General features: G+C 41.6%; 11 protein-coding genes. 7 read left to right on the top strand and 4 right to left on the bottom strand.

What is annotated here, in order from left to right; genetic code table 11:
* Window positions 1-140: 140 nt before the first annotated feature.
* Both ABF638_RS03340 and ABF638_RS03335 read left to right on the top strand, forming a co-directional pair.
* Window positions 141-443, top strand: a complete 303-nt coding sequence (locus ABF638_RS03340; protein WP_181930907.1) for a hypothetical protein — start codon at window positions 141-143, stop codon at window positions 441-443.
* A 104-nt stretch (window positions 444-547) separates the two neighbouring features.
* Window positions 548-1,015, top strand: coding sequence for a hypothetical protein (locus ABF638_RS03335; RefSeq protein WP_435020251.1), 468 nt, complete (start codon window positions 548-550; stop codon window positions 1,013-1,015).
* Between the two features lie 58 nt (window positions 1,016-1,073).
* Here the strand turns inward: ABF638_RS03335 and ABF638_RS03330 are convergent, their stop codons facing one another.
* From ABF638_RS03330 to ABF638_RS03320, 3 genes are all read right to left on the bottom strand, one after another.
* Window positions 1,074-1,256: a hypothetical protein gene (locus tag ABF638_RS03330; RefSeq protein WP_435020249.1), complete on the bottom strand. Its 183-nt coding sequence runs from the start codon at window positions 1,254-1,256 to the stop codon at window positions 1,074-1,076.
* A 109-nt stretch (window positions 1,257-1,365) separates the two neighbouring features.
* Window positions 1,366-4,374 carry a UPF0182 family protein gene (locus ABF638_RS03325; protein ID WP_435020247.1) on the bottom strand — a complete coding sequence of 1,003 codons (3,009 nt, stop codon included), beginning with the start codon at window positions 4,372-4,374 and terminating at the stop codon, window positions 1,366-1,368.
* Between the two features lie 281 nt (window positions 4,375-4,655).
* The gene (locus ABF638_RS03320; protein WP_435020245.1) at window positions 4,656-6,425 is read right to left on the bottom strand and encodes a ShlB/FhaC/HecB family hemolysin secretion/activation protein; all 1,770 of its coding nucleotides are present in this window, start codon (window positions 6,423-6,425) and stop codon (window positions 4,656-4,658) included.
* A 328-nt stretch (window positions 6,426-6,753) separates the two neighbouring features.
* On the opposite strand from ABF638_RS03320, the gene ABF638_RS03315 reads away from it, so the two are divergent.
* The 4 genes from ABF638_RS03315 (at window position 6,754) to ABF638_RS03300 (ending at window position 17,097) form a co-directional block, all read left to right on the top strand.
* Window positions 6,754-7,326, top strand: a complete 573-nt coding sequence (locus ABF638_RS03315; protein ID WP_435020243.1) for a COP23 domain-containing protein — start codon at window positions 6,754-6,756, stop codon at window positions 7,324-7,326.
* A gap of 21 nt (window positions 7,327-7,347) precedes the next feature.
* Window positions 7,348-8,262, top strand: a complete 915-nt coding sequence (locus ABF638_RS03310; RefSeq protein WP_435020241.1) for a S1 family peptidase — start codon at window positions 7,348-7,350, stop codon at window positions 8,260-8,262.
* Window positions 8,263-8,293: 31 nt separating this feature from the next.
* The gene (locus tag ABF638_RS03305; protein WP_435020239.1) at window positions 8,294-9,343 is read left to right on the top strand and encodes a S1 family peptidase; all 1,050 of its coding nucleotides are present in this window, start codon (window positions 8,294-8,296) and stop codon (window positions 9,341-9,343) included.
* Between the two features lie 338 nt (window positions 9,344-9,681).
* Window positions 9,682-17,097, top strand: coding sequence for a CHAT domain-containing protein (locus tag ABF638_RS03300; RefSeq protein ID WP_435020237.1), 7,416 nt, complete (start codon window positions 9,682-9,684; stop codon window positions 17,095-17,097).
* A gap of 140 nt (window positions 17,098-17,237) precedes the next feature.
* Here ABF638_RS03300 and ABF638_RS03295 read toward each other — a convergent pair whose 3' ends face one another.
* Window positions 17,238-21,332, bottom strand: coding sequence for a malectin domain-containing carbohydrate-binding protein (locus ABF638_RS03295; RefSeq protein WP_435020235.1), 4,095 nt, complete (start codon window positions 21,330-21,332; stop codon window positions 17,238-17,240).
* Window positions 21,333-22,389: 1,057 nt separating this feature from the next.
* Between ABF638_RS03295 and ABF638_RS03290 the strand changes: the two genes are divergently transcribed.
* Window positions 22,390-25,083, top strand: coding sequence for an FG-GAP-like repeat-containing protein (locus tag ABF638_RS03290; RefSeq protein WP_435020233.1), 2,694 nt, complete (start codon window positions 22,390-22,392; stop codon window positions 25,081-25,083).
* The last annotated feature ends 417 nt before the right edge of the window (window positions 25,084-25,500 follow it).

Genomic DNA, 25,500 nt, shown 5'->3' with positions numbered 1-25,500 from the left:
CTCAGAACGGACAAGTAACCTCAAATTCTCAAACACTCGATAACTGATACACTATATTGTAAGAGGTATCTGAAGTGTCATACTTAGTAATATCACCAGATAGTCTTTGCATAATTAGCACGTTTTAACGTGGATAACACATGAAAACTACTTCAGATTTAATTCCAGAATTTGAAAAACTATTCAGACAAAAACTCCAACTAAATAATTGTAAACTCAGAAAGAAAAGACAAGAGAATAATTATGAAATTATTACCCCAGCTAAAGACATTTTTTTGATGTATTGGTCTGAATTTCCAGAAGTGAACTTAATATATCAGGCTGTAGGGGTACGCACTCAGCAGACTAGTGTTTATGAGCGAGCTATCCGTTTGCATATTAGTTCTTGTTTAAGTAGTATCCAGGAAAATCCTACCTCTGAAACACCATTATTGGTGAAATAACTAATACTTAGATAACCCACATAATATTTACTAAACTCTCGCCAGTTCTTGTCAGATAACTGACGAGAGTTTATCGCCTTAAATCTGTTGATCAAGAGATAAAAATGCAATCCGAAAAAAATCAAGATCAGCTAGATTATAAAGTCTTGTTAGCCAATGCAAAGCAAGCCTTAAAACTTGAATACCAGAAATCAACCGCTTTAGCATCCCAACTGCAAGCTATAAAAACTCAGTTAGAGCAAGTTCAGGCTGAAAACAAGACTCTGAGAGAGAGTTCTTATGAAGATGTAGTTAAGCATTTTGAGGCGCGAACTCAAGCAGCAGAAGCACTAGCACTAAAAACAGAAGTACGTCAAAGATTCCTGGAAGCCAATGGTTGCAAAGATGATGAAAGCTTCGATACTCTATGGGATAGCATTAAAAATAAAATTCAGATCCAAGACGGTGAAGTGAGAATTGTTGCTCAAAATGGTACTCCTAAATTCACCTTAACGGGTAGCATGATGACTTTGAGGGATTTTATTCAATCCCTCAAAAAAGACCCAATCTCTGGAAAATTTTTCTTGAACTAGAGATCCAAATTAATGAAAACCTCTCGCTAGAACTGGATTAGGGGTTGTAGCAAAATAATTATTCATCTTCATCTCCTGGCGGTCTTTCGCTCTCACTTTGTTGGGCATTCCACTCCAAAATCATGCGTTCCAACATCTCAGACTGCGTACAGTTATTAACATCGGCATACATTTTAATCAACTGCCTCACTTCAGGACTAATGTGGCGGATCTCTAGTTGGTTATTTTGTAGCATGTCCATTAACTTTTAGTGCCTATTACATTATGTTGAACCATTAAACTATGTCTGTTGCAATAAATTTTGTTAATGGCGATGTCTTACTATCGGCTGCTATGTGTTTTAGAATCCCTTAACCAGGCGGGGCTGCTTCTTCAAAGGGACGGATAATCGCCGGGGCTGGTGTAACTTCTGGTTGAAAAATTCCCTGCAATGCTTGTTCTAAGCTTTGGGCCATGACAATCCGGTTTTCGTAAGCCACCACTACCCGCACTAAGGTTGGCAGACTATTCTGTGTGGCTTCTAGATAGATTGGCTCGACATACAACAGCGATTCTTCAATGGGAATTACTAGTAGATTGCCTTGAATGGCTTTCGACCCTTGGCGATTCCACAGGGAAATTTGCTGAGAAATTACTGGGTCTTGGTTGATCCGCGCCTCGATTTGCTCTGTCCCGTAGACCAGTCTTTCTTTGGGAAAAGTATATAAAAATAATTTACCGTAGTTTTCGCCATCCGATCGCGCCGCTAACCAAGCGATTAAATTAGTTCGCTGTCTGGGAGTATAGGGTAGAAGCAGAATAAATTCCTCAAAAGGTACGGTGGGTAGACTGGTAATCAAATAATATGGCTCTACCGGACGAGTTTCACTGCCATAGATTTCGTTAGGAATCTGCCACTGGTCTTCCCTGTTGTAAAATACTTGGGGATCGGTCATGTGGTAAGTCATCAACCGCTCAGATTGAATTTTAAAGAAGTCCACAGGATACCGGATATGACTGTGGAGACTAACTGGCATAGCATTGAGCGGTTTGAAGGTGTTGGGAAATATTTTTGACCAAGTGACAATGATTGGATCGCTGGGATCGGCAATATAAAAATTCACACTGCCGTTATAAGCATCAATCACTACCTTGATCGAGTTACGAATGTAGTTGATACTATCGCTACCAGCGTCTGAATAGGGATAGCGATCGCTTGTTGTGTAGGCATCAACAATCCAGTAAAGATAACTAGGATTTTTGGGGAAATCTTCATTAGCCGCAGCAGCTACTAAATAAGGGTCACTGTCAAATTTGAGAAAAGGTGCGATCGCTCGAATTCTTTGCTTGACATTTCGCCGCAGTAGCAGCTTTGTCTCTGGTAAAAAGTCCCGCGTCAGCACCATTTGCCAATCTTTCAAATACATGGCAAATAACCACCGTCGCCATGCTGAACCGATTTCAACACCACCCAGACCATTGTAAGAGTTGTAAACGTTGTCACTACCACTGGGGTAATCTAACTCTCGAACTCTTGTGCCAGTCATTACATAGGTATTAGCGATTTCACCGTAATAAATTCGGGGTTGCCCAATGGGAATACTGTCACGAATGGCTTCACTAGAAGTTGTCAAAGCGCTACTATCACCGCTAATATCTTTGACAAAATATTCTGGTAGCCCACCCGGCCCAACTGTATTAACTGGGCTAACAGTAAACCCAAAACCGTGGGTATAAATTAAATGGCGGTTAACCCATGTTTGAGCTTCCTGTGGTACGCCAGTGTAGTCTAATTCTCGTGCAGCAATCAGTACCTGCCGCCGTTCTGTTGATTCAATTGCTTCCTGCTGAGGTTCTGGTGGTTTTCGAGGGGCAGATGGTCGGCGGGAAATTACATCTGTTTTCAGAGTATACCGATCAATATCGGCATCGGGAAACCGATAATATGGCCGAATTTGTTGCAGCTGACGGTTAGTTTCTAACAGTGGTCGCTGATCCCAAAGGCGAATATTCCGAATTGTCAAGTCATTAGTTTGAATATCAGCTTCAGTCAGTGTTCCTTGAGGGTTAAAGCCTCTGGAATCGATCGCCTCTAAATCGAATGCTTGGCGAGTCAAGGCGATAGTCCGCTGAATGTAGGGTTGCTCCCGTTGCAACTCATTAGGTAAGACAATTAAATATTGCACCACAGTAGGTACAACAACATCAGCTAATACAACTAGTACTAGATAAACCCCTAATCCGTAAAATACCAAGCGGCGATACTGGGATTTGGGTTTCCAGAAAAATGTTCGCCAAAGTAGGTAAATTGCGATCGCTACTGCCACAATGCACAAAACGGTATAAGCTGGCAACTGGGCTATCACATCCGTGTAGCTGGCACCATAACTAACACCACGGTTAGAATACACAAGTTCATAACGACTCAGCCAGTAACTCAGAGCCACTACCAGCATCAACAAGCCACCCATACCGTATAAATGACGCTGCTGCTGGGGAGAAAAACCAGGGAAAATACCCTGACTCAAACTATCCCCTGACAGGAGATAAGTGAGAGTAACGGCGACGAAGCCATACAAACATAATCCCATCAGCCAGAGTTCAAGCAGTTCCCAAACGGGTAAAGAAAAGACGTAGAAGCTGATATCTTTACCAAATAAAGGCTCAGTGCTGTTGAAAAGAGTGGGCTGGAAATATTGCAGCACCTTTGGCCAGTGTTGGAATAAGATAAACCCAAACATGGGACTGAATACAATTGCGATCGCAGTTAATAAAAATTGGGGATAAATTAAGATTGCGATCGTTACTCCCACAATTAAACCGAGATACCAGACTTGTGAGACAATCTGCCTCAAGAGTTGCCAGATTGTCTCTGGTCGGAATAGGGTGGGAATAGATAGACTAGCCTGATTAACTGGAGAATTCCAGTAGGAAAGAGCAATTTGACCATAATGAGCCAGTATCAAACCAATTAACAAACTCAGTAAAAGACTTAGGGGTAATAACCCGCGCAATCTCAATTTTTTAAAGCGTTGCGGCGAAAGTATCCGAGTTTCGTTGTGTCTTGGATTCTGAGGACTGAGAAAATTTGTTAATTCACTGGTGAGTTTTGCTTCCTCACGCCTGAATTCCTCAATCTTCAGAGACTGGGAATATTTTAGCCGTTGTGCTAAAGACAGATTTAGTAGTAGATAGGCAGCAGTTATTCCAGCCACCATTATCCACAAAACACCACGAGTTACCACCCTCAACAGAAATACTTGGAGGTAGCCAACTTCCTGAAACCACAAAATCTCTGCTCCCATGCGGGAACCCAGATCCAGTAGTAGCCACAGCCCCAAGAATCCGATTAATAGTCTAAAGCCCCATTTCCAATACATTCACTGGCAGCCAAACTATCTGCAAAGTCAACCTTACCGCATTAAGGAAAGTAGTCAAAGGGATTGGGGACTAGGGATTGGGTTTTCAAACGAAAAATTATGAAATTGGCTCTAATCCGGAACATATTTTGGAATGTTTTCCCAGTCCCCAATACCCAGTCCCAGAGCGGCTTTTCTCCCTGACCATACTTACTTGTTGGTGGGAGACTCTTCGATGTGACTCGTTAATACCTTTCCAAAAATTATCACTACTTTCTACAATAGCCGAATTTCGCAATGCCTTAAAGTCTATATCCTAAACTAAAATAAAAGCCATGATCCTGAGCATTTTCACCTCGGTCATCTAAGTTAATTAAAGGAAGACCATAGTCCAGCCGCATATTTAGATTTGGTAAAGGTTCCCATAGAACTCCTAGTCCCACACCTGCTAAAAATTGCTGTTTCTGTAATTGGTTGGGGTTATCATTTACATTCCAGATAACTCCCGCATCGAAAAATGGAGCAAGTTGCAGCATAGAATTTCCAGATTCGTCTTTTTCTAGAGTGATGCGGTCTTCTAGTGAAAATCGGACTCCGTTATCCCCAGCGCGGGCGTTTTGCCGATAACCGCGCAAAGATTGACCACCGCCAATCACAAACTGCTGAGAGGGTAATAAACCATTAGGTGTTAGTTGCACCTCAGCCTGGGCGATTAAGAGATTATCAGTATTCAACCGTTGCACTCGTTGGACTTGCGTTAACCAACTGAAAAAGCGACCATCTGGAACAGGGTTAGAGTTGATGGTGGCATCAAAGCTACCAAGACCTAAACTAAATAGCGATCGCAATGCCCATGCACCTTTTATATCCCGTAGGACATAATCTTGACCAAACTTAATTATACGGGTGCGGCTGTTACCTTCTGTGTCGGGGCCAAAGCCAAAGGGTGTTGGGCCTGCAAAGGTAAATGTTTGACCATTTTGGACAGTAAAGCCTAATGATAAAGCGAATTCTTCACGGGGCGATCGCACCAAAGGCTGGCGATAACTTACTTCATATAATTGTGATTCCCCACGAATATCAAAGCTCTTAAAAGGTTCTTGGACAACTTCGTTGTTGTTAATGGTGGTACGTAGCTGTAAAGTACCATTCATCGCATTTAGCGGCACTTGGTAGCTAAAATCATAGATATTCGAGCCTCCACGAGTTGTGCGGTAATAAGACGCTGCAAATTTATCTCCTATACCTGTGATGTTACGGTAACTAGCACTGACGCCCAATCTTTCAGAACCAACGCTGGGCGGCGAATAATTATCAATGCTGAATGTCCCATCAAAGGGATCGGCTTCGGTAACTCTAACTACCAGAATATTTTGACCAACCTCATTACCTGTGCGTAAGCTAGCTTCTACGTTTGAAATTAGGGGGTCAGTTTTTAACAATCTTAATTGGTCTTCTAAATTAGCTGTGGAAAGAGGTTTGCTAGCGCCTAAAGAGATGCGCGATCGCACATAATCAGGATTGAGGCGTTTTGTTCCTTGGATTTCAATTTTTTCTAGACCACCTTCAATTACCTGAATTTGTACCACACCATCGGTAATTGCTTGGTCTACCAAAATTGCTCTTGAAGTTATGTAGCCGCGCTCAAGGTAGATTTGGGTGATTGTATCGGCAACTTCTCTGAGTTCTTCCAAGCTGACCGAACGTCCTTCAACTGGCTTAGTGATGGCATTCAGTTGCTCTGACTTCAAAATTGTACTGCCCATCACCTCAATTTTCTTAACCTGAATACTTTCAACAACAGGCACAGACGATGGTTCTGGAGTAGGAATCGGTTGCACAGGTGTTTGAGTTTCTGGCGGTAGCGGTTCTGGGATTGGTGCAGATTGCGGAAACCTTTGCAGATTTGGATCGCCTTCTGGATTTGCTGCTTGCGCCAATATCTGATCTGGTAATTCTAAAAATACAGATGAGTTAGACCAATCACCATAACTTGGCGATATGGATGCCAGCCATAACACACCATGAACTAAAAATACACACTGCATCCTAAACTTTAAATACCAGCGCATACAATTACTACTCTCTTTTGATTTTGTCTACGTAGATAACTAGGAGGTTTCCAAGTTAACACACGACATTGACTATGATGCAGTGTTGGCTGAATTTTACAGGCTTTTTCTAGAATTAATCCAAATATGGATTAAACAGCTAAGTGATATTTAATACTATGGTTCTGCATGTATGATCTGAGAATCTGTCGTTTATTCGTAAAGAAAATCATACTTTGCCTGAAAAATATCAAGTACGTACTTACGTGGTATTTCTGTATTGGGTTGTATTTTTTACAAGCTATCTTGGATAAGAAATATAACCAAATATGTGTTGGGAGACAGTCAGATGTTTAGAAAATCTTTAGCTATTCTGAGTGGAGTTACACTTTTAAGTGGTTTAGGAGCAGTTTTTAACACACCCAGCTACGCAGCAAGTATTCAGTTTTCTTGCGATACTACTAGCAGCGAATTACCTGCAACGAAGGCCACCAATACCGCTACAGGTGCAAGTTTGTCAGTAGTTCGCTGGTACTCAGAGTATTTTACTGGTTCTGGATATGACCCAGTAACTCGCTGCCAGCAAGTGTCTGCAAGATTTCAACAAGCTCACAACAATGGTTCTTTAGATTACATCACCGCAGGTGTAGTTAACGGTATGCCTGTGATTTGTGCAGCCACTCCAGGGGGTAGTTGCAACACTAGAAATTTGCTATTCACCCTTAAGCGTGGTGTGAATGCGGCAGAAACCTTGCAAAGACTATTTGATGTGCGTGATGGTGCTGGTCCTGCTTTGTATGAATCTAAAGGTCGGACTTATGTTAACCTGACAAAAAAATTAGCCCCTCTGAACGCATCAGGAGTAGAAACTGGTTCTAGAGGTGCAGCCGCTACACCAACAAAGCCTGGTCGCGCATTCTAAGGAATTTTTATTAAGTACAAAATGGAATTTCGTATTTTTTCTATGCTTGCTTGTGTTGTTAGTTTACCGTTGACACTATCAACACAAGCATTTTCTTCAGAAGTAGCTTCCCAGTCTAGTGTTTTGAGTGCCAGTCTAACTAGTCAAGCAAAAGCGCAATTGTCATTGAACCAATTACGCGATCGCGGTCGCGCAATTACTGTCAAAGTGCTAGCAGGACAGGGTTGGGGTTCAGGAATTTTAATTAAAAAACAAGGTCAAGTTTACACGGTTATAACTAACGCCCACGTCCTGAGAATTGGTAAGAGTTATCAAATCCAAACTGCTGATGGGAAGATTTACACCGCACAGACAATTAAATCTGCTCAATTTCCAGATGATGATTTAGGATTACTGAGTTTTAGGAGTGCGAATAATTATGCGATCGCAGCGATCGCTAGTTCATCTCTGTCCATTGGCGATGAAACCTTTGCAACTGGTTATCCTGATGAACAACAAGGCTTAGTTTTCACAACAGGTAAAGTTGAATATTTACTACCACAAGCTTTTCGAGGTGGATATCAAGTTGGTTACAGCAACGACATTTTTAAAGGGATGAGTGGTGGCCCATTACTAAATCGTCATGGTGAACTTGTAGGAATTAACGGCAAACATAAGTACCCTCTCTGGGGGAATACTTATATTTTTAAAGATGGTTCCACCCCCGTTTTACAAGTTCGACAAAAATTTGATGCATCCAGTTGGGCTGTTCCAGTCCAAACATTTGTACAACTTGCTCCCCAATTTGCCACTGGGACTATATCTCCATCGAAAGTACAATCTTCCTTTCCCATTCTTATTGTTCCTGAATTTCCCGATTACCCCTTATCTCCAGAGAAAACACCAAGTTTTCCAATCCCAGCAACTAATCAAACCTCTCCAAGTTCATTTTGGTAACGCAGTTAAGAGTCATTAAGGAATCAGCATCATGCTAAATCAATATCTTTTACCAGGTTGCTTTGTTGGTGTAGCAATGGTAACCCTAATCAGTCCAGCGATGGCTAAACAAGCATTACTACCGACTGATGTAGCTAGTATTGCTAAATCAACCGTAGTCCGGATTGAGCCTACAGTTAATTCTCCAGGTTCAGGCGTGATTATCGGACGTTACCAGGAAAGAGGAAAAAATGTTTACGTGGTGCTGACAGCCACCCACGTTGTGCAATACGACGATGATGAATATTCCGTCGTTACACCTTTGCCAAAAGGAGGCAGAAAACGCCAGAAAATTGCAATTTCAACTGAGAAAGATATTCAGAAGCTACCTGGTGTAGATTTAGCGATTGTGAAGTTTCGGAGCGATCGCACTTATGAAACAGCGTCTCTTGGTGATTCTAATTATACGACTGAGGGCGCTGGTGTCTATATTGCTGGATTTCCTAACCCTGGTGCAGCGATTAAAAAGCGTGTGTTTCAGTTCACTTCTTCTTTGGTTTCAAGTCGCTTAGATGAGAGTTCAGTTGAGGGCGAACAAGAAGCAGCAGACGTAGAAAATGGATATGCACTAGTTTATACAAGTATTACTAGAGTAGGCATGAGTGGCGGTCCTGTATTTGATGTGTCAGGAAGGCTTGTAGGTATTCACGGCAAAGGCGATAGGGAGGAAGTCAGTAGCCGCCCAGCATCACTTGAAGAAAATCAGGAAAGTGGCGCTCAAAGCATTACCGATAAAACTGGATTTAACTTGGGTATTCCCATTCAGATTTTTCTCAAATTAGTGCCGAATGCTGTCCAAAAACTGGGTGTAAAATTTGATAGCTCGGAACCGGGATTATTCAATAACCTTGTTGCCTTGAGAGGTGGTAGTAATAATTCCTCAAAAGTCCCACCCAATACGAATATTAGCGAAGAAGAAGATGGAAGCATCGAGGTTGTCAAGGACGCTTCGGAGAACAGCACACCATCTCGCCCAACATCTATTCAGGCTGCACCCACCCAAAATACTGCTCCCGTTCCCTCTGGTTCTCGTGCATGGTGATCTGATCATAGGAGGCGAATGAAATTGCCTGCGGCACACTGCGTGAACGCAGCTATACAGGCAAATTCAGCCTCCACGGACTAAGAGTATTTGTACCCAGTTTCGTGTAGACATAGTTTACAACCGCCTTTATTGAACGCACAGAAAACCTCAAATCAAGATTGTGTGAGGCAGTTGATGGTATCTGTTATATCTATAGGTAAGAAAGATTTTTAAGTATTATTATTGAGATTTTATCTCATCTTTTTGCAAACTTCCATACTTGTACTGATGTCGCTTATGTTGTTGCATAGGCGACATTGTATTGAGATTGGAGTTTTATTTATACAAGGATTTAGATGAATTCTGTAGCTCAAAGAATTGGTTTATATTTGCTAACTCAAGCGATCGCTTTGGTTGCTGTTTTCCAGGCGATCGTTTTAGTGAAAGCACAATCTATTACACCAGCTACTGATGGTACAGGTTCTATCGTCACCCCCAACGGCAACCAGTTAGATATCAGTGGAGGTAGTCTTTCTAGAGATGGCGCGAATCTCTTTCACAGCTTTCAAAAACTTGGACTCGACTCCAACCAGATCGCAAACTTTCTCTCCAACCCCAATATTCAAAACATTTTGGGACGTGTAGTTGGTGGCGATCCTTCAATAATTAACGGACTTCTGCAAGTCACAGGCGGGAATTCCAACCTATTCATCATGAACCCGGCTGGTATTGTATTTGGTGCCAACGCCAGCTTAAACGTACCTGCTGATTTCACCGCCACCACCGCCAACAGCATCGGTTTTGGGTCAAACTCCTTTAACGCACTTGGTAGCAATAATTACGCAAATTTCGTAGGAACCCCCAATACCTTTGCTTTCACAACCTCTCAACCAGGGAGTATTGTGAATTTTGGCAATTTAGCAGTCAGTACTGGCAACAATTTAAATTTACTCGGTGGCACCGTCACCAGTACCGGACAGCTATCAGCACCAAAGGGTAACATTACCGTCGCCGCCGTCCCTGGCGAAAACCTCTTACGCATCAGCCAACCCGGACATCTGCTAAGTTTAGAAATTCAACCCCCAGCAGCGACATCCGTTAACCCCGCGACTCTACCCCAATTGTTAACAGGTGCTGGTGTGGGTAACGCCAATGAATTGAGAGTTAACAGCAACGGACAGGTAGAACTCACTGGTTCTGGGATTGGGATAAATTCTGGGGATGTCGTAGCCAAAAACGTCACATCTGGGACAGCAACACTATCAGCTGCACGTAATTTGACATTACCAGACAGTCAACTGCTGACAACAGGAGATTTAAACCTGTTAGCTAAAGACACGGTACGGGTGCGCGATAGTGTAGCAAATTCCTTTTTGGCACAAGCTGGCGGAAATCTCAAGATTCAGGGAAATCAAAACATTGATATCCTGGCGCTGAATCATTCGCAGACACCCTTTGTCAGTGGTGGAAATCTGAGTTTAATTAGCGATGGTAATGTTTCTGGGGATGCTCATTTTTTCAGTGGTGGGCAATTTTCAATTCAGAATTTGGCGGGAGGCGCGGGTAATTTTGTTAGTTTGTATGACCCCATTATTCGGGCTAATAGCGATGTAGAATTTGGGAATTATACAGGTGCAGCACTGAAGATAGAGGCGACGGGGAGTATTAAGGGTGGCGATATTACAATTAATTCGCCCGATACTAGTGGGAGTATTCCGGTTTCAGATCCAGATTTTACAACCTTAACTACCAGCCGTGCTTTAATTTTGCGGGCGGGTTTGGCTTCAGTTACACCTGAGAATTTTCCTTCATCTCAAGGTTCGCCAGCAACTACTTTCCAATCGCCAATAAGTGCGTTGGGTTTAGCACCTGGAAGTATTCAGGTGGGGTACATTAGCACAAATAACTCAAATAGTGATGGTGGCCCCATTAGTTTGACTGCTACAGGTGATATTCTTACAGATCGTATTTCTGCTATCAATAATTCAGGTTTACCAGGCACTGCTGGAAAAATAGACATTTTAAGTTCCGGTGGAAACATAATTACAGGGGAGTTGCAGTCAACTGCTCAAATTGCTGGAAGTTATACTGATGGAAACACCGTAACCGTCACGAGTAATACTGGGAGCATCACAATTGATGGAATCGATAGTAGTGCTGTGTTGGGAAAAGCTGGAGCCGTTAATGTCAATGCTTCTGACACTATTAATATACGCAACATTTTTTCATATGGTTCTGGTGGTGGAGGAAACATTAGTCTTACCGGGAATGAAATAAACTTTACTGGAGGAGTTGGTTTTCCCGTTTTTAGTAGTGGCGATATTGTCCTTCAACCCTTTACACTCAGTCGAAATATTACTATTGGCGGTTCTACAGATATTGATACCAACACCCTAGACCTAACTACATCTGACTTAGCCGCCTTCCAAAATGGCTTCAATTCCATCACCATCGGACGTAATGATGGTAATGGTGTAATTAATATAGCTAGTAATGTCACATTCAAAGATCCAGTGACAATCCGCACTTTGGGATCTGTTACAGGTGGAGGAGTCAGTACTGTTGGTGATGCGATCGCTATTTTGGGAGGAAGCATAAATCTTAGCAATATTAGTACTAGTACTGATAGCTCTATTGATGGCGGTGATATTAGTCTTACAGCCACAAACGGTAACATTATTACAAATAGCTTAGTTTCTGGATCTAATACACTTTCATCCAATGCAGGTAATGGCGGTAACATTACTCTTAGTGCTACCAATGGCAATATAACTACAGGAGGTATTGGATCTAGTTCTGGGACTGATGAAGGTAATTCTGGGAATGGTGGTGCGATCAATATAACTACTACGAATGGTAACGTTAGCATTGGTAGTATACAATCGGTCACTTTTAGCAATTCTGGTACTTCTGGTAATGGAGGAGCAGTTAACATAACTGCTACGAACGGTAGCATTAACATGACAGGCTCATTTCCAGGTATAGAATCTTATGTTTCTGGGGACTTGAATACTGGTGGCAATGGTGGAGCAATTTCTCTGATTGCTACTGGAGACATCAACACAGGCGAGATATCTTCTAGAGCTACTGGCGATCAAAATTCAAGTGTTGGGAATGGTGGAGCAATTACTATTAATGCTGGTGGGAATATTTCCGTAAGTGGAGTGTCATCTGCATCTACCGCTAGTAGTGGTAATTCTGGCAATGGCGGTAATATTATTTTTAATGCTGGCAAAAATATAACAATTAATGCTAATCCTGTACTTGGAGTTAATTCTACTTCTTATTCTTCCCGTGGTAATCCTGGAGTTAGCGGTGCAATTAGTCTAACTGCTAACACTGGATATATTGATGTCAATGCTTTCTTGGCAAGCGGTAGTTACACGGGCACTGGCAATGTACCGATTAAAAATGCTGGAAATATTACTCTAAATGCGTTTACCGACATCACTACAGATAATATTTTTGCACAAGATAATATTAGTAGTGGTGCTGTAAGTCTAACCAGTAGCAATGGTAATATCAACACTAATAGTGTAACTGGGAAAAATATTGACATTACCAGTAATAGTGGCAACATCACTACTGGCAATTTAACCACCAAAGGCAACGACATCAACTTGAATGGTAAAGTTATCCTTGGTAGTGATGTCACCTTTAGCACTGGTAGCGATAGTCCAGGAAATATTAACTTTACTACCACAATTGATGGAGGTAACAGTGGATATGACAATTTAACCCTAACTGCTGGGACAGGTAATATTAACTTTGGTGGCATTATTGGTGGAACAACACCACTCACTAGCCTCAACATCACCAGTGCTGCTAACACAAATATCTTTGGTAACATCACTACAAATGGTAATATCAGTATTGTCAGTCCACTGACTCTTAACAACGATGCCATTTTCAATGCGGGTACAGGGAACGCCATCACGTTAAACGGTACGGTTAATGGTTTCCATAACTTAAAGCTGACAACTTTTGCTGGATTGGGTGATGTTTTTCTGAATGGTGCAGTTGGTAATACTCAACCTTTAAAAAGTTTCATCGTTGAATCAGAAGATGTACAAATTTCTGGTAACATCACTACTGCAAACGGTGATATAGATATTATTGGTCGGATTAACTTAAATAATGACACTACTTTTAACGCTGGTACTGCCAAAATAGTTTTTCCTGGTCAGTTGACGGCGGGTAGTAATAATTTAACATTAATAGCAGATGAAATTAATCCAGATTCATCTTCATTAGGAAATCGCCTGATTGGTACTGGTAATTTAGTACTGCAACCATTCACGTCTAGTCGCAATATTACCCTTGGTGGAACTAGCAATAACGATCCTGGAAAATTAAACCTAACTAATACAGAATTAGCTGCTTTACAAAATGGCTTCAATTCCATCACTATTGGACGCAATGATGGTAGTGGTGCAATTATCATCAACCCCGTCACATTTAACGACCCTGTAACAATTACTTCTCCTGGTGGTTACATCGCTGCCAATGGTGCAATTACAAGTACAGACAACGCTTCACTAACTCTCAATGCCATAGCAACAACTCTTAAGGCTGATATTACCACTAATAACCAACCTATCAACTTTATTAATCAAGTTTTACTGGAAAATGGTGCTAATGCCACTCTCAATTCTGGCAATGCCAATATTACCTTTGGCAGTACAATTGACGGGGCTGGTAATTTGAGTTTAGTTGCTGGTAGTGGCAATATTAGCTTTGGTGGTCTTTTAGGCGGTGTTACTCCTTTTTCAAGCCTCAATATCACAAGTGCAGCCAATACAACTGTTCCCGCTAACATCACCACAACTGGCGATATCAACATCAGCAGCCCTCTGACTCTGAGTGGCAGTGGTAGTCAAGAATTTAAGGCTGGCACAGGTACAATTGCCTTAAATAACTCTTTGGCAACTGGCAGCAACAACTTCACCTTGACTGCCAATGAGATTAACTTACCATTAACTGCTAATTCGCTAACTGGTTCAGGTAATTTACTGCTTCAACCCTTCACCCCTAGTCAAAATATTACGCTTGGTGGCTCTAGCGATGGTGGTGCAAATACCCTAGACTTAACGACAACTGACTTAACCGCCCTACAAAATGGCTTCAACTCCATAACCATCGGACGCAATGATAGTAGTGGTGCAATTACTATCGATAGTAACGGTGTCACATTCAACGACCCAGTTAAAATTCAATCACCTATTGGTTCAGGTTCTATAAGAGCGAATAGCCCAGTTCTAAATCGCGCAATTAACGGTATAGATAACGCCTCAATTAATCTATTAGCAAATCAGGATATTACAGTTGAAAATATCTTTACAAATAACCGGGATATAACTATCACCAGTAACAATGGTGCTATTAATACAATAAATTTTCTTCGTTCTGGACCTACTAGTGGTGGAGGTGCAATTACCCTACTAGCGAAAAACGATATTATTACAAGCTCAGTTTTTTCATCTTCCGGTGACATAAAAATTACAAGCACCAATGGCAATATTACTGCTGGTAGTATTAGTGCTGGTTCTTTCAATAGCGCAGGTGGGTCAATCACCCTTGATGCACAAGGTAATATTACTGGAAATAGTTTATATACTACAACTTCCCTGTTGGGAACGCATAGTGGAAATATCACAGCTACTAGCCGTAGTGGAATGATTAATTTTGTTAATGCCTTCACTCAGTCTGACAATGAAAATGGTGGCAACATTAATTTCAATGCTGATAAAAACATCCAAATTATTGGTTCCATAAGCACGCGAAGTCTTACTGGTGGAGGAAATATTGATATGACTTCTACCAATGGCTCTATCTCCACCTATTCGTTATTAGTAGATGCTACTAATGGCAAGGGTGGAGCAGTCAACCTGATTGCGCCTCTGGGAGTGACTACTGATAGTATTGTCACTACTAATAATAATGTCACCCTCAAAAGCTCTACAGGAACGGTTGCAACTCAAGATATTACAACTAATGGTGGAGGAATTACTTTTGAGGCGAAGGACAGTATTAAAGCTGGAGTATTAAATTCCAGTTCTACCACTGGTAATGGTGGTAACGTAACCCTAGATCCAGATAATGATATTGAAGTTACTTCTATCAATGCCCAAGGTGGAAGTAATGGCACTGGCGGTAATGTAGATATTACAACTAAAAAGTTCTTCCGAGCTACTGGGACATTTAGCGATCGCAATAACATCAATGCTAGTATCTCCACATCTGGTGCAACTGGTAGCGGTGCAGTCACCATCCGCCACGGCGGTAACGGCACCACACCCTTTGTAGTTGGTAGCGGTACCACCAACGGCACAGCAGGGGCTATCACCACAGACTCTAACAATACTATTTCGCCTAACAAATTTTATACGGGTAATTACACGCAAGGCAATATTCAAATAATTACCGCATCTTCTTCAGACAACGATCCTAAACCACCCGAACCGCCCACTCCACCGATTCTCCCGCCAATAACCAATAACAATTCTTTAGCTTTAGTTGACACAGCCTTTGCCGAAGTAGATGAACAAGCTACACGCCAGTTTGATCAATATCTGGGACAATCAAGCAAAACTTCTATTAAAAGTTTGGCAGATGCACGCGCCGCCCTTGCCGAAATTCAGGCACAAACAGGCGTCAAACCAGCAATTGTCTATGCACAGTTTACTCCTAGCAGCAATATATCGACAAAAGATAAAGACATACTTGATTTAGTCCTCGTCACTGCTGAGGGTAAACCTATCCGTAAGCGGCTTCCTGGGGTAACTAGAGCGAAGGTTTTGCGAGTAGCTCAAAAATTTTACAATCAAATTTCAGATGTTAACAAAGCTGGCACCACCAGCTATTTAATCCCAGCACAGCAACTATATCAATGGCTAATTGCGCCCCAAGAAGTAGAGTTGCAAAAGCAAGGCATTAAAAATCTGGCTTTTGTAATGGACGTAGGTTTACGTTCTATTCCTTTAGCCGCCCTTCACGATGGTAAGCAGTTTCTCATTGAAAAATACAGTCTGGGAATGTTACCCAGTCTCAGCCTCACTGACACTAGCTATGCTGATATCAAAACCTCCCAACTGTTGGCAATGGGGGCTAGTGAATTTACCAAAGAGCAAAATCAAAGTCCTTTACAAGCGGTGCCTTTGGAAGTTTCTACTATCGTCGAGAAACTATGGCGGGGCAAGTTCTTACTCAATAAAGACTTTACCTTAGAGAATCTCAAAGGACAACGCCGACAAAATCCTTTTGGGATGATTCACTTAGCAACCCATGTAGACTTTGTGTCTGGAAACTCTAGTAAGTCATACATCCAGTTGTATGATACCAAACTGCGGTTAGATCAAGTACGCCAGTTGGGATGGAATAAGCCGCCAGTAGAATTATTGGTTTTAAGTGCTTGTAAATCAGCTTTTGGGGATGAACAAGCGGAGTTGGGTTTTGCGGGGTTAGCAATACAGACGGGTGTGAAGTCGGCTATTGCCAGTTTGTGGTATGTCTCGGATGCCGGAACTCTAGGACTAATGACAGAGTTTTACAGCCAGTTAAAGACTGCACCAATTAAAGCAGAAGCACTGCGACAAGCACAGTTAGCAATGATTCAGGGGAAAGTGCGAATTGAAGGCAATCAATTAACTGGCACAAATCGAGGCGTATCTTTGCCACCGCAAATGGTAACCTACTTACAACAAAATATCGTTGGTAATCTCTCCCATCCGTTTTATTGGGCACCATTCACTATGATTGGTAGTCCGTGGTAAGAAAAGTTCCTCAAGTATTTATTCTTCTTGTCCTCTCAAAATGAGCGAAGGTACAGTGTGATACGAAAATAAGGGCATAAGATTTTTATGCCCTTATTCTATAATCAATCTAGAACAGCTAGATTGCAGACTTTATTTCATCAAACGAAGTAGGCTGTTCCAGTTAGTGGCAAGAATGCATCTGCCATTACTGACTGCTTACCATTGCTATTAACAACCAAATCTAATAATCCGTTAGCGTTGGGGTCAATGAGCGGTTTGCCGACAAAGTTTGGCAGAGTACCAATGATTCTTTGATCAGAAACTGAGGTAATAGATGCAGATTGTCCACCAATGGAAACCTGAGTATTCCCCAAAGTACCGAAGTTCTTACCGCCGATGACAAATGTATTACCACCTACTGCTGGCGCTCTCCAGGGGAATAAATCGTAGACAGTAGGATCTACCACCCCAGGATCGTTAGGAAGTGCAACCGTAATTAAGTTGTCAGTCAAATCAACGCCAACAATTGCACCTCCAGGCCCATGCTTGATATCTAAACCATCTGCAACACCAGTCAGGGTAGTAGTTTGTTGCACCTGAGTGCCATCTGGTGAGAGTTTGATGTTATAGAATTTGCCATTCCATTGCTGGGCAATTAAATTACCTCGCATTTGGTTTTGGAATGTTGTGGCACGGTACTCATCAAGCCCATTAGTTGAAGGAGTAAAAGTTGTTAGTGGAGCTGTATATACTCCTGGAATACTGGGGTCACTTAACCCATAATAAGTATTCTGGCGATTGTCAGAGCTTCCACGATTTCGATTGGGATGACCGTAGTATTCACCTGCTTTGATCAGATTGAGTTCATCTGGAGCAGAACCGACAGTTGTTGGTTTTTGAGTTGTAGCCGAGGTAGAGATGTCTCCAAATGTTGCGTTATAACCATTCTCTGTGGCATAAAGTAATCCTTGTGTTGTGAAAGCTGCACCAAAGGCATTACGAAGTCCACTAGCGTATACGGAAACATCTACACCAGATTTGACTTTTGCTATATCTCCAAAGACCTGACTATCTGCCGGATTAAAAGTTAATCCACTAGGAATCTCATAACCAGCTGGTAGAGGATTTGGTAGCTCATACTTTATCTGCCCATTGAAGCTAGATTTTGAAATTTCAGCTTTGAGGATAGCAGCTGAGAAAGGAGACTCTGGAACACCGCCTATATTGTCATTGGTAATACCTGCATTAGTATTGCCACCAACATTAATGTATAAATCGCCTTTGTTATCAAACGTTAAAGCATTAATGCCGTGGTCATGGTTGGAAACCGGTAGCCCTGAAACTAAAGATTTCCGTTGCGAAAAATTAGCTCCTTCGAGTATTGAAATTTCACCACTATAAGGAGAAAGTTCAGTTTTAGGAAAGCCTTTACCACCATTATTGGCATATAGCTTACTATGAGCAACATAAATACTTGGGGCACCAGAGGTATCGTAAGGGTTAAAAGCGATCCCTAATATTTGCTTATTATCTAGGTTCTTGATAGTGGTGATTGTTTGGGTAGCAGTAATGTTGTAGTTCTGATCAAAGGTGTATGCTTTGATTTCACCACTGTAAGTGCCCACATAAAACCTACCATCTGGGCCCCAAGCTCCTACCGTAGGAGAACTAACTGTAGCTACTGTTTTCTTGTCAAAGCTGATAGCAACGATGTCATTGTCGATGATGTCAACAGCAAGATTTGGAACAGTAAGATTTTTGTAGCTGTTATCTGTAGTAGTGATCGTGTGAGTAATGTTGGCTGTTTGGGCACCTTCTGCCACATTATCGTTCACTGCACTGATAGTGACTGTTTGAGCAACATTCCAGTTAGCAGCAGTGAAGGTTAAACTAGTCTTGTTGGCGCTGAGCTGATTGCCAGGTACAAGATTAATCGTCACATCCGCTGTGGGTTGGCTATTGAGAACTAAGGAGTAAGTATCACTAGCGCCTCCTTCCGTGACCTCAGTTTTGCCTTCTGTTTGTTGCAAAACTACTTGTGGCCCAGTCAATGCAATGACTTCAATACCTGTGATACTAGCGTTTTCAACGCTGGCTGCGAAATCAATGTTGAGGATGCCATCAGTCACAGTCTGGGTTGGGGCAGATAGAACCAAGGCAGAGTTATTACCTGTGAAGAAGGCATTTTTGGATTTGGCAAAAATGTCTATGTCATCAAAAACTTTCTGACCTTCTAGAGAAACATCAAATATCCTCTTATTAAAGTCAGTCCAGTAAATTTCTGTAAAGTGTAGATTTACGGCATAGTTGCCGTTCGCTACTGGAATTTGATAAGCCAAGTTTTTGCCATAACGCTCAGTTTGATACACAGCGTCGTCTTCCGTCTTGCCGATTGGAGCAGCAGTGGAATAGGTATTGCTTGTTCCTACGAAATACTTATCTGCTTCCCAAACTTGGCCTTTGGTATCGGTATAAGATTTAGTTGAGCCTGTATCGATCCGAATGGCTTTGCCTGTGGCTGGAGAACTATCGTTGTCAATAACACTAACAGCAACATTAGGAATGCTAAGAGTTTTGTAATTGTTATCTGTAGTGGTAATGGTGTGACTAATATTTACTGTTTGAGTTCCCTCTACTAAGCTATCATCAACAGCTTTAACAGTAACAGCTTGGGCTATATGCCAGTTATCAGGTGTGAAGATTAGGCTGGGCTTATCTAGGGTAATTTGATTACCAACTGCTAAGTTAATCGTTACATTGCTTGTAGGTTTGGTATTCAAAACTAACGAGTAACTATCACCAGTAGCTGCTCCTTCGGTAACCGCAGTATTACCGCCAGTCTCTTGCACAATTACCTTTGGCCCAGTCGCACTCACAGGGATGATTTCAATAGCCGAGACTTTAGCATTGTCTTTACTGGCCAAGAAATTCAAGTTCAGTGTGCCATCTTTGACGTTAACATTAAAGGACTTGTCCAGAGCAATGTTTTTACCGCCAGCTTGGGCAAAAATATCTAGGTCATCAACGACTAGCTGATTCTCTGCACTGACATCAAAGATGCGCTGACCTGCGGCATTCCAGTATATTTCTGCAAACTGGAGTTTGACTGTGTAGTCTCCGTTGAGTACTGGAATCGCATAGTCCAGGTTACTCAACCAACGCTCTGTTTGATAAAGTGAGTCTGCGACAGTACTGGCGATCGCTGTTGTGGTGGAATAAGGATTGCCCCCAACGAAATATTGATCTGCGCTCCAAACTTGACCTAAGCTATCGGTGTACGCTCCACCTCCTGCATTGATCCGAATTGCGTTGGGTTTGGGTGGAGTATTACCTGAATCAGGTAGAGGTGCGGGTGCAGCGTTAGGCTGATAATCTAAAATCTGCACGACAGATGGTAAGCTTGTCGTTCCATCGGCGGCTTTAGTGACCGCAACGATATGGTTCAATCCTGCATCCGTTTGAGAACGTGTGAGGGTTATCGGAATATCGACAAAACCCTCTGCCCCAATCGTGGCAGACTTTTCATTAACAGCGATCGCTGAGTTGGCTTCAAAAGGATCTAGATCAAAGCCACCGCCGTTATTTTTAAATAAGCCAGCCTCCATCACTAGTAAGTTAACTGAAGTCCCTGGAGTACCGCTGACTTTAACTGTTTGGTTGGCATTTGAAACAGTTGTGGGTGCAGTTGAGGCTAGACCCAAAACCTGAATTGTTGGTTGGGTAGGTGCATTTGCTTGAATAACAACCTGTGAGCCATCTAAACTATTGGGAATTCTATAAGTCTTTCCTGTGTAACTGGTACTATCAGAGAAATCGACTGTGAGCGTTGTACCTATTAGTTCTAGACCAGAAACACTTCCTGACTCATTTGGCCCGGGAGCAGGTAAACCTTTGATACTGGTTGGGTCAACATCTACAGAAAAAGTGAATGTTTTACCTGGATCGAAGCTGTTAAAAGTGATTTCTACGGCATCAAAACCACCGTCACGAGCTTTGAGGAACTTGAAAGCAGCAAATCCTGTTCCGCCTTCACTATCTACTGTGAAGTTCTTCGCTACAAGGTCACCAGCAGTTCCCGAAGGATCAAAGACTAAATCTGGAAGAATACTAGTGCTGAGGTCAATTACTACTTTGTTTATTTTTTCTTGAGATGTGGAATTATTAACAATCTTAAAAGAGCCGGAATTATAGGTACTGGCATTGATGCTATTGGCATTTGCATCATCGATGAAAAAAGAAGCTTTAGCAACCATGATGTTCTACCTACGAGTAATTGCTTACTCAATCTCACGTAAAAGACATACTTCGCACAAGGGTTTATATAAATTTATGATGTTTTTTATTTAAAAAATATATTAATTTTTTTTGAACATTATATTAATCAAATACTTCTAAAAATTGTATAAAGCTAGATAAATATTTTATGTATTTTTTATTAACTTACTGTAAGGATTTAATCAATTTATAATAAAGTTATATATGCTGGAGAATTAGCAGCACAAAATTTTTAACCAATCGGGTTGAAATTTCTGTAACAGCACCAATTTATATAAAACGACAACAATAATTTGCATTTACTTTAGAAGCGATCGCTAGTTTTAGTCCTGCAAAATCAGCTTTTGTTATTGAACTATCCACAGTAAACCAAAAAGTTTTTCCCAAAAAGCGATCGCTAATTAAGTATGCGTAGTTTAACGTGCTATATTTTACTGAATCAATAAGTAATGTTTATACCGCTCTGAAAGATTTCAAAAAATGAAATGATGAAAGTAGCGTGTAGCAAGCATATTGGCTGAAAAAATTGACTGTTTCATCATCAGAACTGGTTTTAACAGACTCAGAAACCCTTGAAGAGGTTATTGAGTAGGCTTGCATAGATCAAATTATTGCAGAAACCATAGGAAAGAAGTAACTCAGTGAAGTAAAAAACTTAACTCTATAAGCCAGATATAAAACCTGTTTTGCTTCTCACTTCTGACTCTTTAAACTTCGTTACCTGATTAAAGTTCTTTCTGAATTCTGTTTTAGTGATAGCTTTCCAACCTCATCTCCCTTGCGGGATGGGGTTGTTTTATTTGCGGGTAATAACTTCAACTATATATGTGTCGATGCGATCGCTAATAAAGCCTTTGCATCAGTTCTAAACAGGATTCTGATAAGTGTATTTACTGAGGGTTTATCTTGTTTTATACAATAAACTATATAGTGCATTCCTCACCTTGCTAGCAAAGAATATTACCTTTATTAACTATCTTTCAATCTCCATAAAAACAGGTGTGAGGCAACCAAATATCATACTTCAAAACAATTATGACCGCATCATTTACCAATGCCACTAACTTCCTAGCTGGAACAAATCCCACTTCCGTTACGGTGGAAGATATTGACGGTGACGGTAAAAAGGACTTGGTGGTAGCTAATTCTGGTTCCAATAATGTCTCAGTGCTGTTGAACGATGATAATGGCAGCTTTGGCACTGCCACCAACTACTCAGCTGGTGGCAGTCCTAGTTTGGTTGCTGTAGCCGACTTTGACGGTGACAGCCAACTAGACTTTGTAATAACGAACTTTGCTGATAACAATGTCTCGGTGTTGCTGAACGATGGCAGCGGCGGCTTTAACGCTGCCACCACCTTCGCAGTCGGGACAAGTCCTAATTTTGTTGCTGTGGAAGACTTTGACGGTGACGGCAACCTGGACTTGGTAGTAGCTAATTCCGGTTCTAATAATGTCTCGGTGTTGCTGAACGATGGCAGTGGTGGCTTTAACGCTGCTACTAATTTCACAGTTGGGACAAGTCCCCGTTCTGTTGCTGTGGGAGACTTTGACGGTGACAGCAACCTGGACTTAGTAGTAGCTAATTCCGATTCTAACAATGTCTCGGTGTTGCTGAACGATGGCAGTGGCATCTTTAATGCTGCCACCAATTTCACAGTCGGGACAAGTCCCCGTTTCGTTGCTGTGGAAGACTTTGACGGTGACGGCAACCTGGACTTAGTAGTAGCTAATTATAGTTCCAACAATGTCTCTGTGCTACTGAACAATGGCAGTGGCGGCTTTAACGCTGCCACCACCTTCGCAGTCGGGACAAGTCCTCGTTCCGTTGCGGTAGCAGATATTAATGGTGACGGCAAGCTGGACTTGGCGGTAGCTAATTCCGGTTCCAACAATATCTCTGTGCTGCTGAACGATGGCAATGGCGGCTTTGGCACTGCCACCAACTTCACAGTCGGTTCAAATCCTGAGTCCGTTGCCGTGGCAGACTTTAACGGTGACGATAAGTTAGATTTGGTAGTAGCTAATTCCGGTTCCAACAATATCTCTGTGCTTCTAAATAGAGACTTGATGTTGAATGTTAGCAGTGTAGATGAGAATGTGGCTGCGGCAACTGAAGTTGCCACTTTCACCACTAGCTTAGACATCAATGAGGAGTATACCTATAGTTTAATAGCGGGTATTGGCGATACTGATAATACTCTCTTCACCATTGTTGACAATAGCCTACAAATAAATAATTCCCCCAATTTTGAAAGCAAATCAATTTACAACATTCGGGTAGCCAGCACCGACCTTTCTGGATTTATCTTTGAGAAAGATTTAGTTATTAATGTCAATGACCTCAACGAAAAGCCTACAGACTTGATATTTAGCGCTATCAGCGATGACGATGACGATGACGACGATGATGACGACGATGATGACGATGGTGGTGATGGAGATGATGGAGATGATGACGACGATGATGATGATAAAAAAATCATCGGTATCTTCAGCACCATTGACCCAGATAAAAACGATAAGCACACTTATAGTTTGGTAGCAGGTAGTGGCGATACTGATGCATTCATCATCGAGGGAGATAGCTTAAAAATTAAATCTGAGGCGACTAAATCTAGTTACAACATCCGCGTCCGCACTACTGACCTGGGTGGACTTTCTTTTGAAAAGGATTTAGTTGTTAATATTGATGGCTTTGGGTCTACTACAAATACCCAGATAACAACAATTTTCCAACTGGTCAATATTACTCAGAATATCTTTGTCGTCAACAGTAAAGTTAAGGGTAAAAAAGGAAAGCTCTCTCTTAAGATTAAAAACAACAATTCTAAAGAGGTGAATGAACTGTGTGTATTTGCTGTTGACGATGATGAAGGTAGAATTAACGGCATAGCCCCTGGTGCAGAGGGTTATACGCGAGTGGCTCTGGAGCGTTCAAAGGTGATTTTTTCCTCCATCGCTAAACTGCCCAAGGGTTTTAAGAACGATGACCTGAAAAATATCTTAGAATTCGAGTCTGGTACAAAACTCAGATTCTATCTGATATCCAACAGTACTACTCAGGCTGTACTGTCTGGAAAAAGTTCTTTCTCAAGTGTCGTTTTTTCTTCAGCTACAAGTAACAACACAGAAGAGGAAGGATTTTCTCTCAACTTCAAGGATTTCACTGTGACAGTTCAGACAACAGAAGAAGAGGTATCTTTAGGTACTGGTTTGCAAGGCAAATATCAAGGCGAACTGATTGATTTACGAAGTGTGACGCAGTTAGTAACAGCCGAGTTTACAGTCAACAGAGAAGCAGCTTACAACAACTTTGTCGGCTTCTATCAAGTGGCTGATGAAAATGGTGGTATTGACACCAATGGTGATGGCAAAGCAGATATTCTCGTTGGTCAGGCTGGTTACGCCCAAGCCGCTGTGCGTGGGCGTGTTACAGGCATTGACTTGGTAGCGGACAACCAGGGTACTGCAAATTACACTGGCACTTTCGGGCCGAATTCTTTGTTTGCACCATTTATTATTGTGGATGGTAAACCCGATGCTATTCTCAATGGCAATGGCAATAAGAAGGTTTACTTCTCATTCTTGGGCGCTAACTCAGATAAAGTAGATCACATTCGACTGTTGGGAAATAATACCTTTGGTTTTGAGGATTTGCCAAATGGTGGTGACAAAGATTACAACGATGTGATTGTGCAGGTAAAATTGAGTGTTAATCCTGCCTAGTATCAAACGCGAGTAATTACTTAGCAAAATCAAACAACCTCATCCCGGTTGCGGGGTGGGGTTGTTTAATGCATGGTGATTAAATTGGCTTGATATAAATTAAACTAGTGAATTTACTGAAGGCAGTTATTGTCTTTCCTTCATAAATTTAATGGTTGATTCCTCTAGGGTGACAAAAATCTTCACCTTTACTTTTCCAGTTAATTTTTATTAAATTAAGCTACCAAAAAGTGATGGGAAATTCTTTCATAATCGGGTATCACGCTGTTTATCAAGAAAGCTCACTGTCTTTTGCCATACGTAATACTGTTAATCCCTATGTTAAAGAATTTGTAAAACATAACTCAGAAATTTAAAGGTTTTTTTATTACATAATTCTTAATAGGGTATTTACTTAGGAAGGCATCTGTGATACTT

It is taken from the genome of Nostoc sp. CALU 1950 (assembly GCF_051172895.1).
Classification (GTDB): domain Bacteria; phylum Cyanobacteriota; class Cyanobacteriia; order Cyanobacteriales; family Nostocaceae; genus Nostoc; species Nostoc edaphicum_A.
Note: the sequence above shows the minus strand (reverse complement) of the source record. Positions and strands in the feature narration are given on the sequence as shown.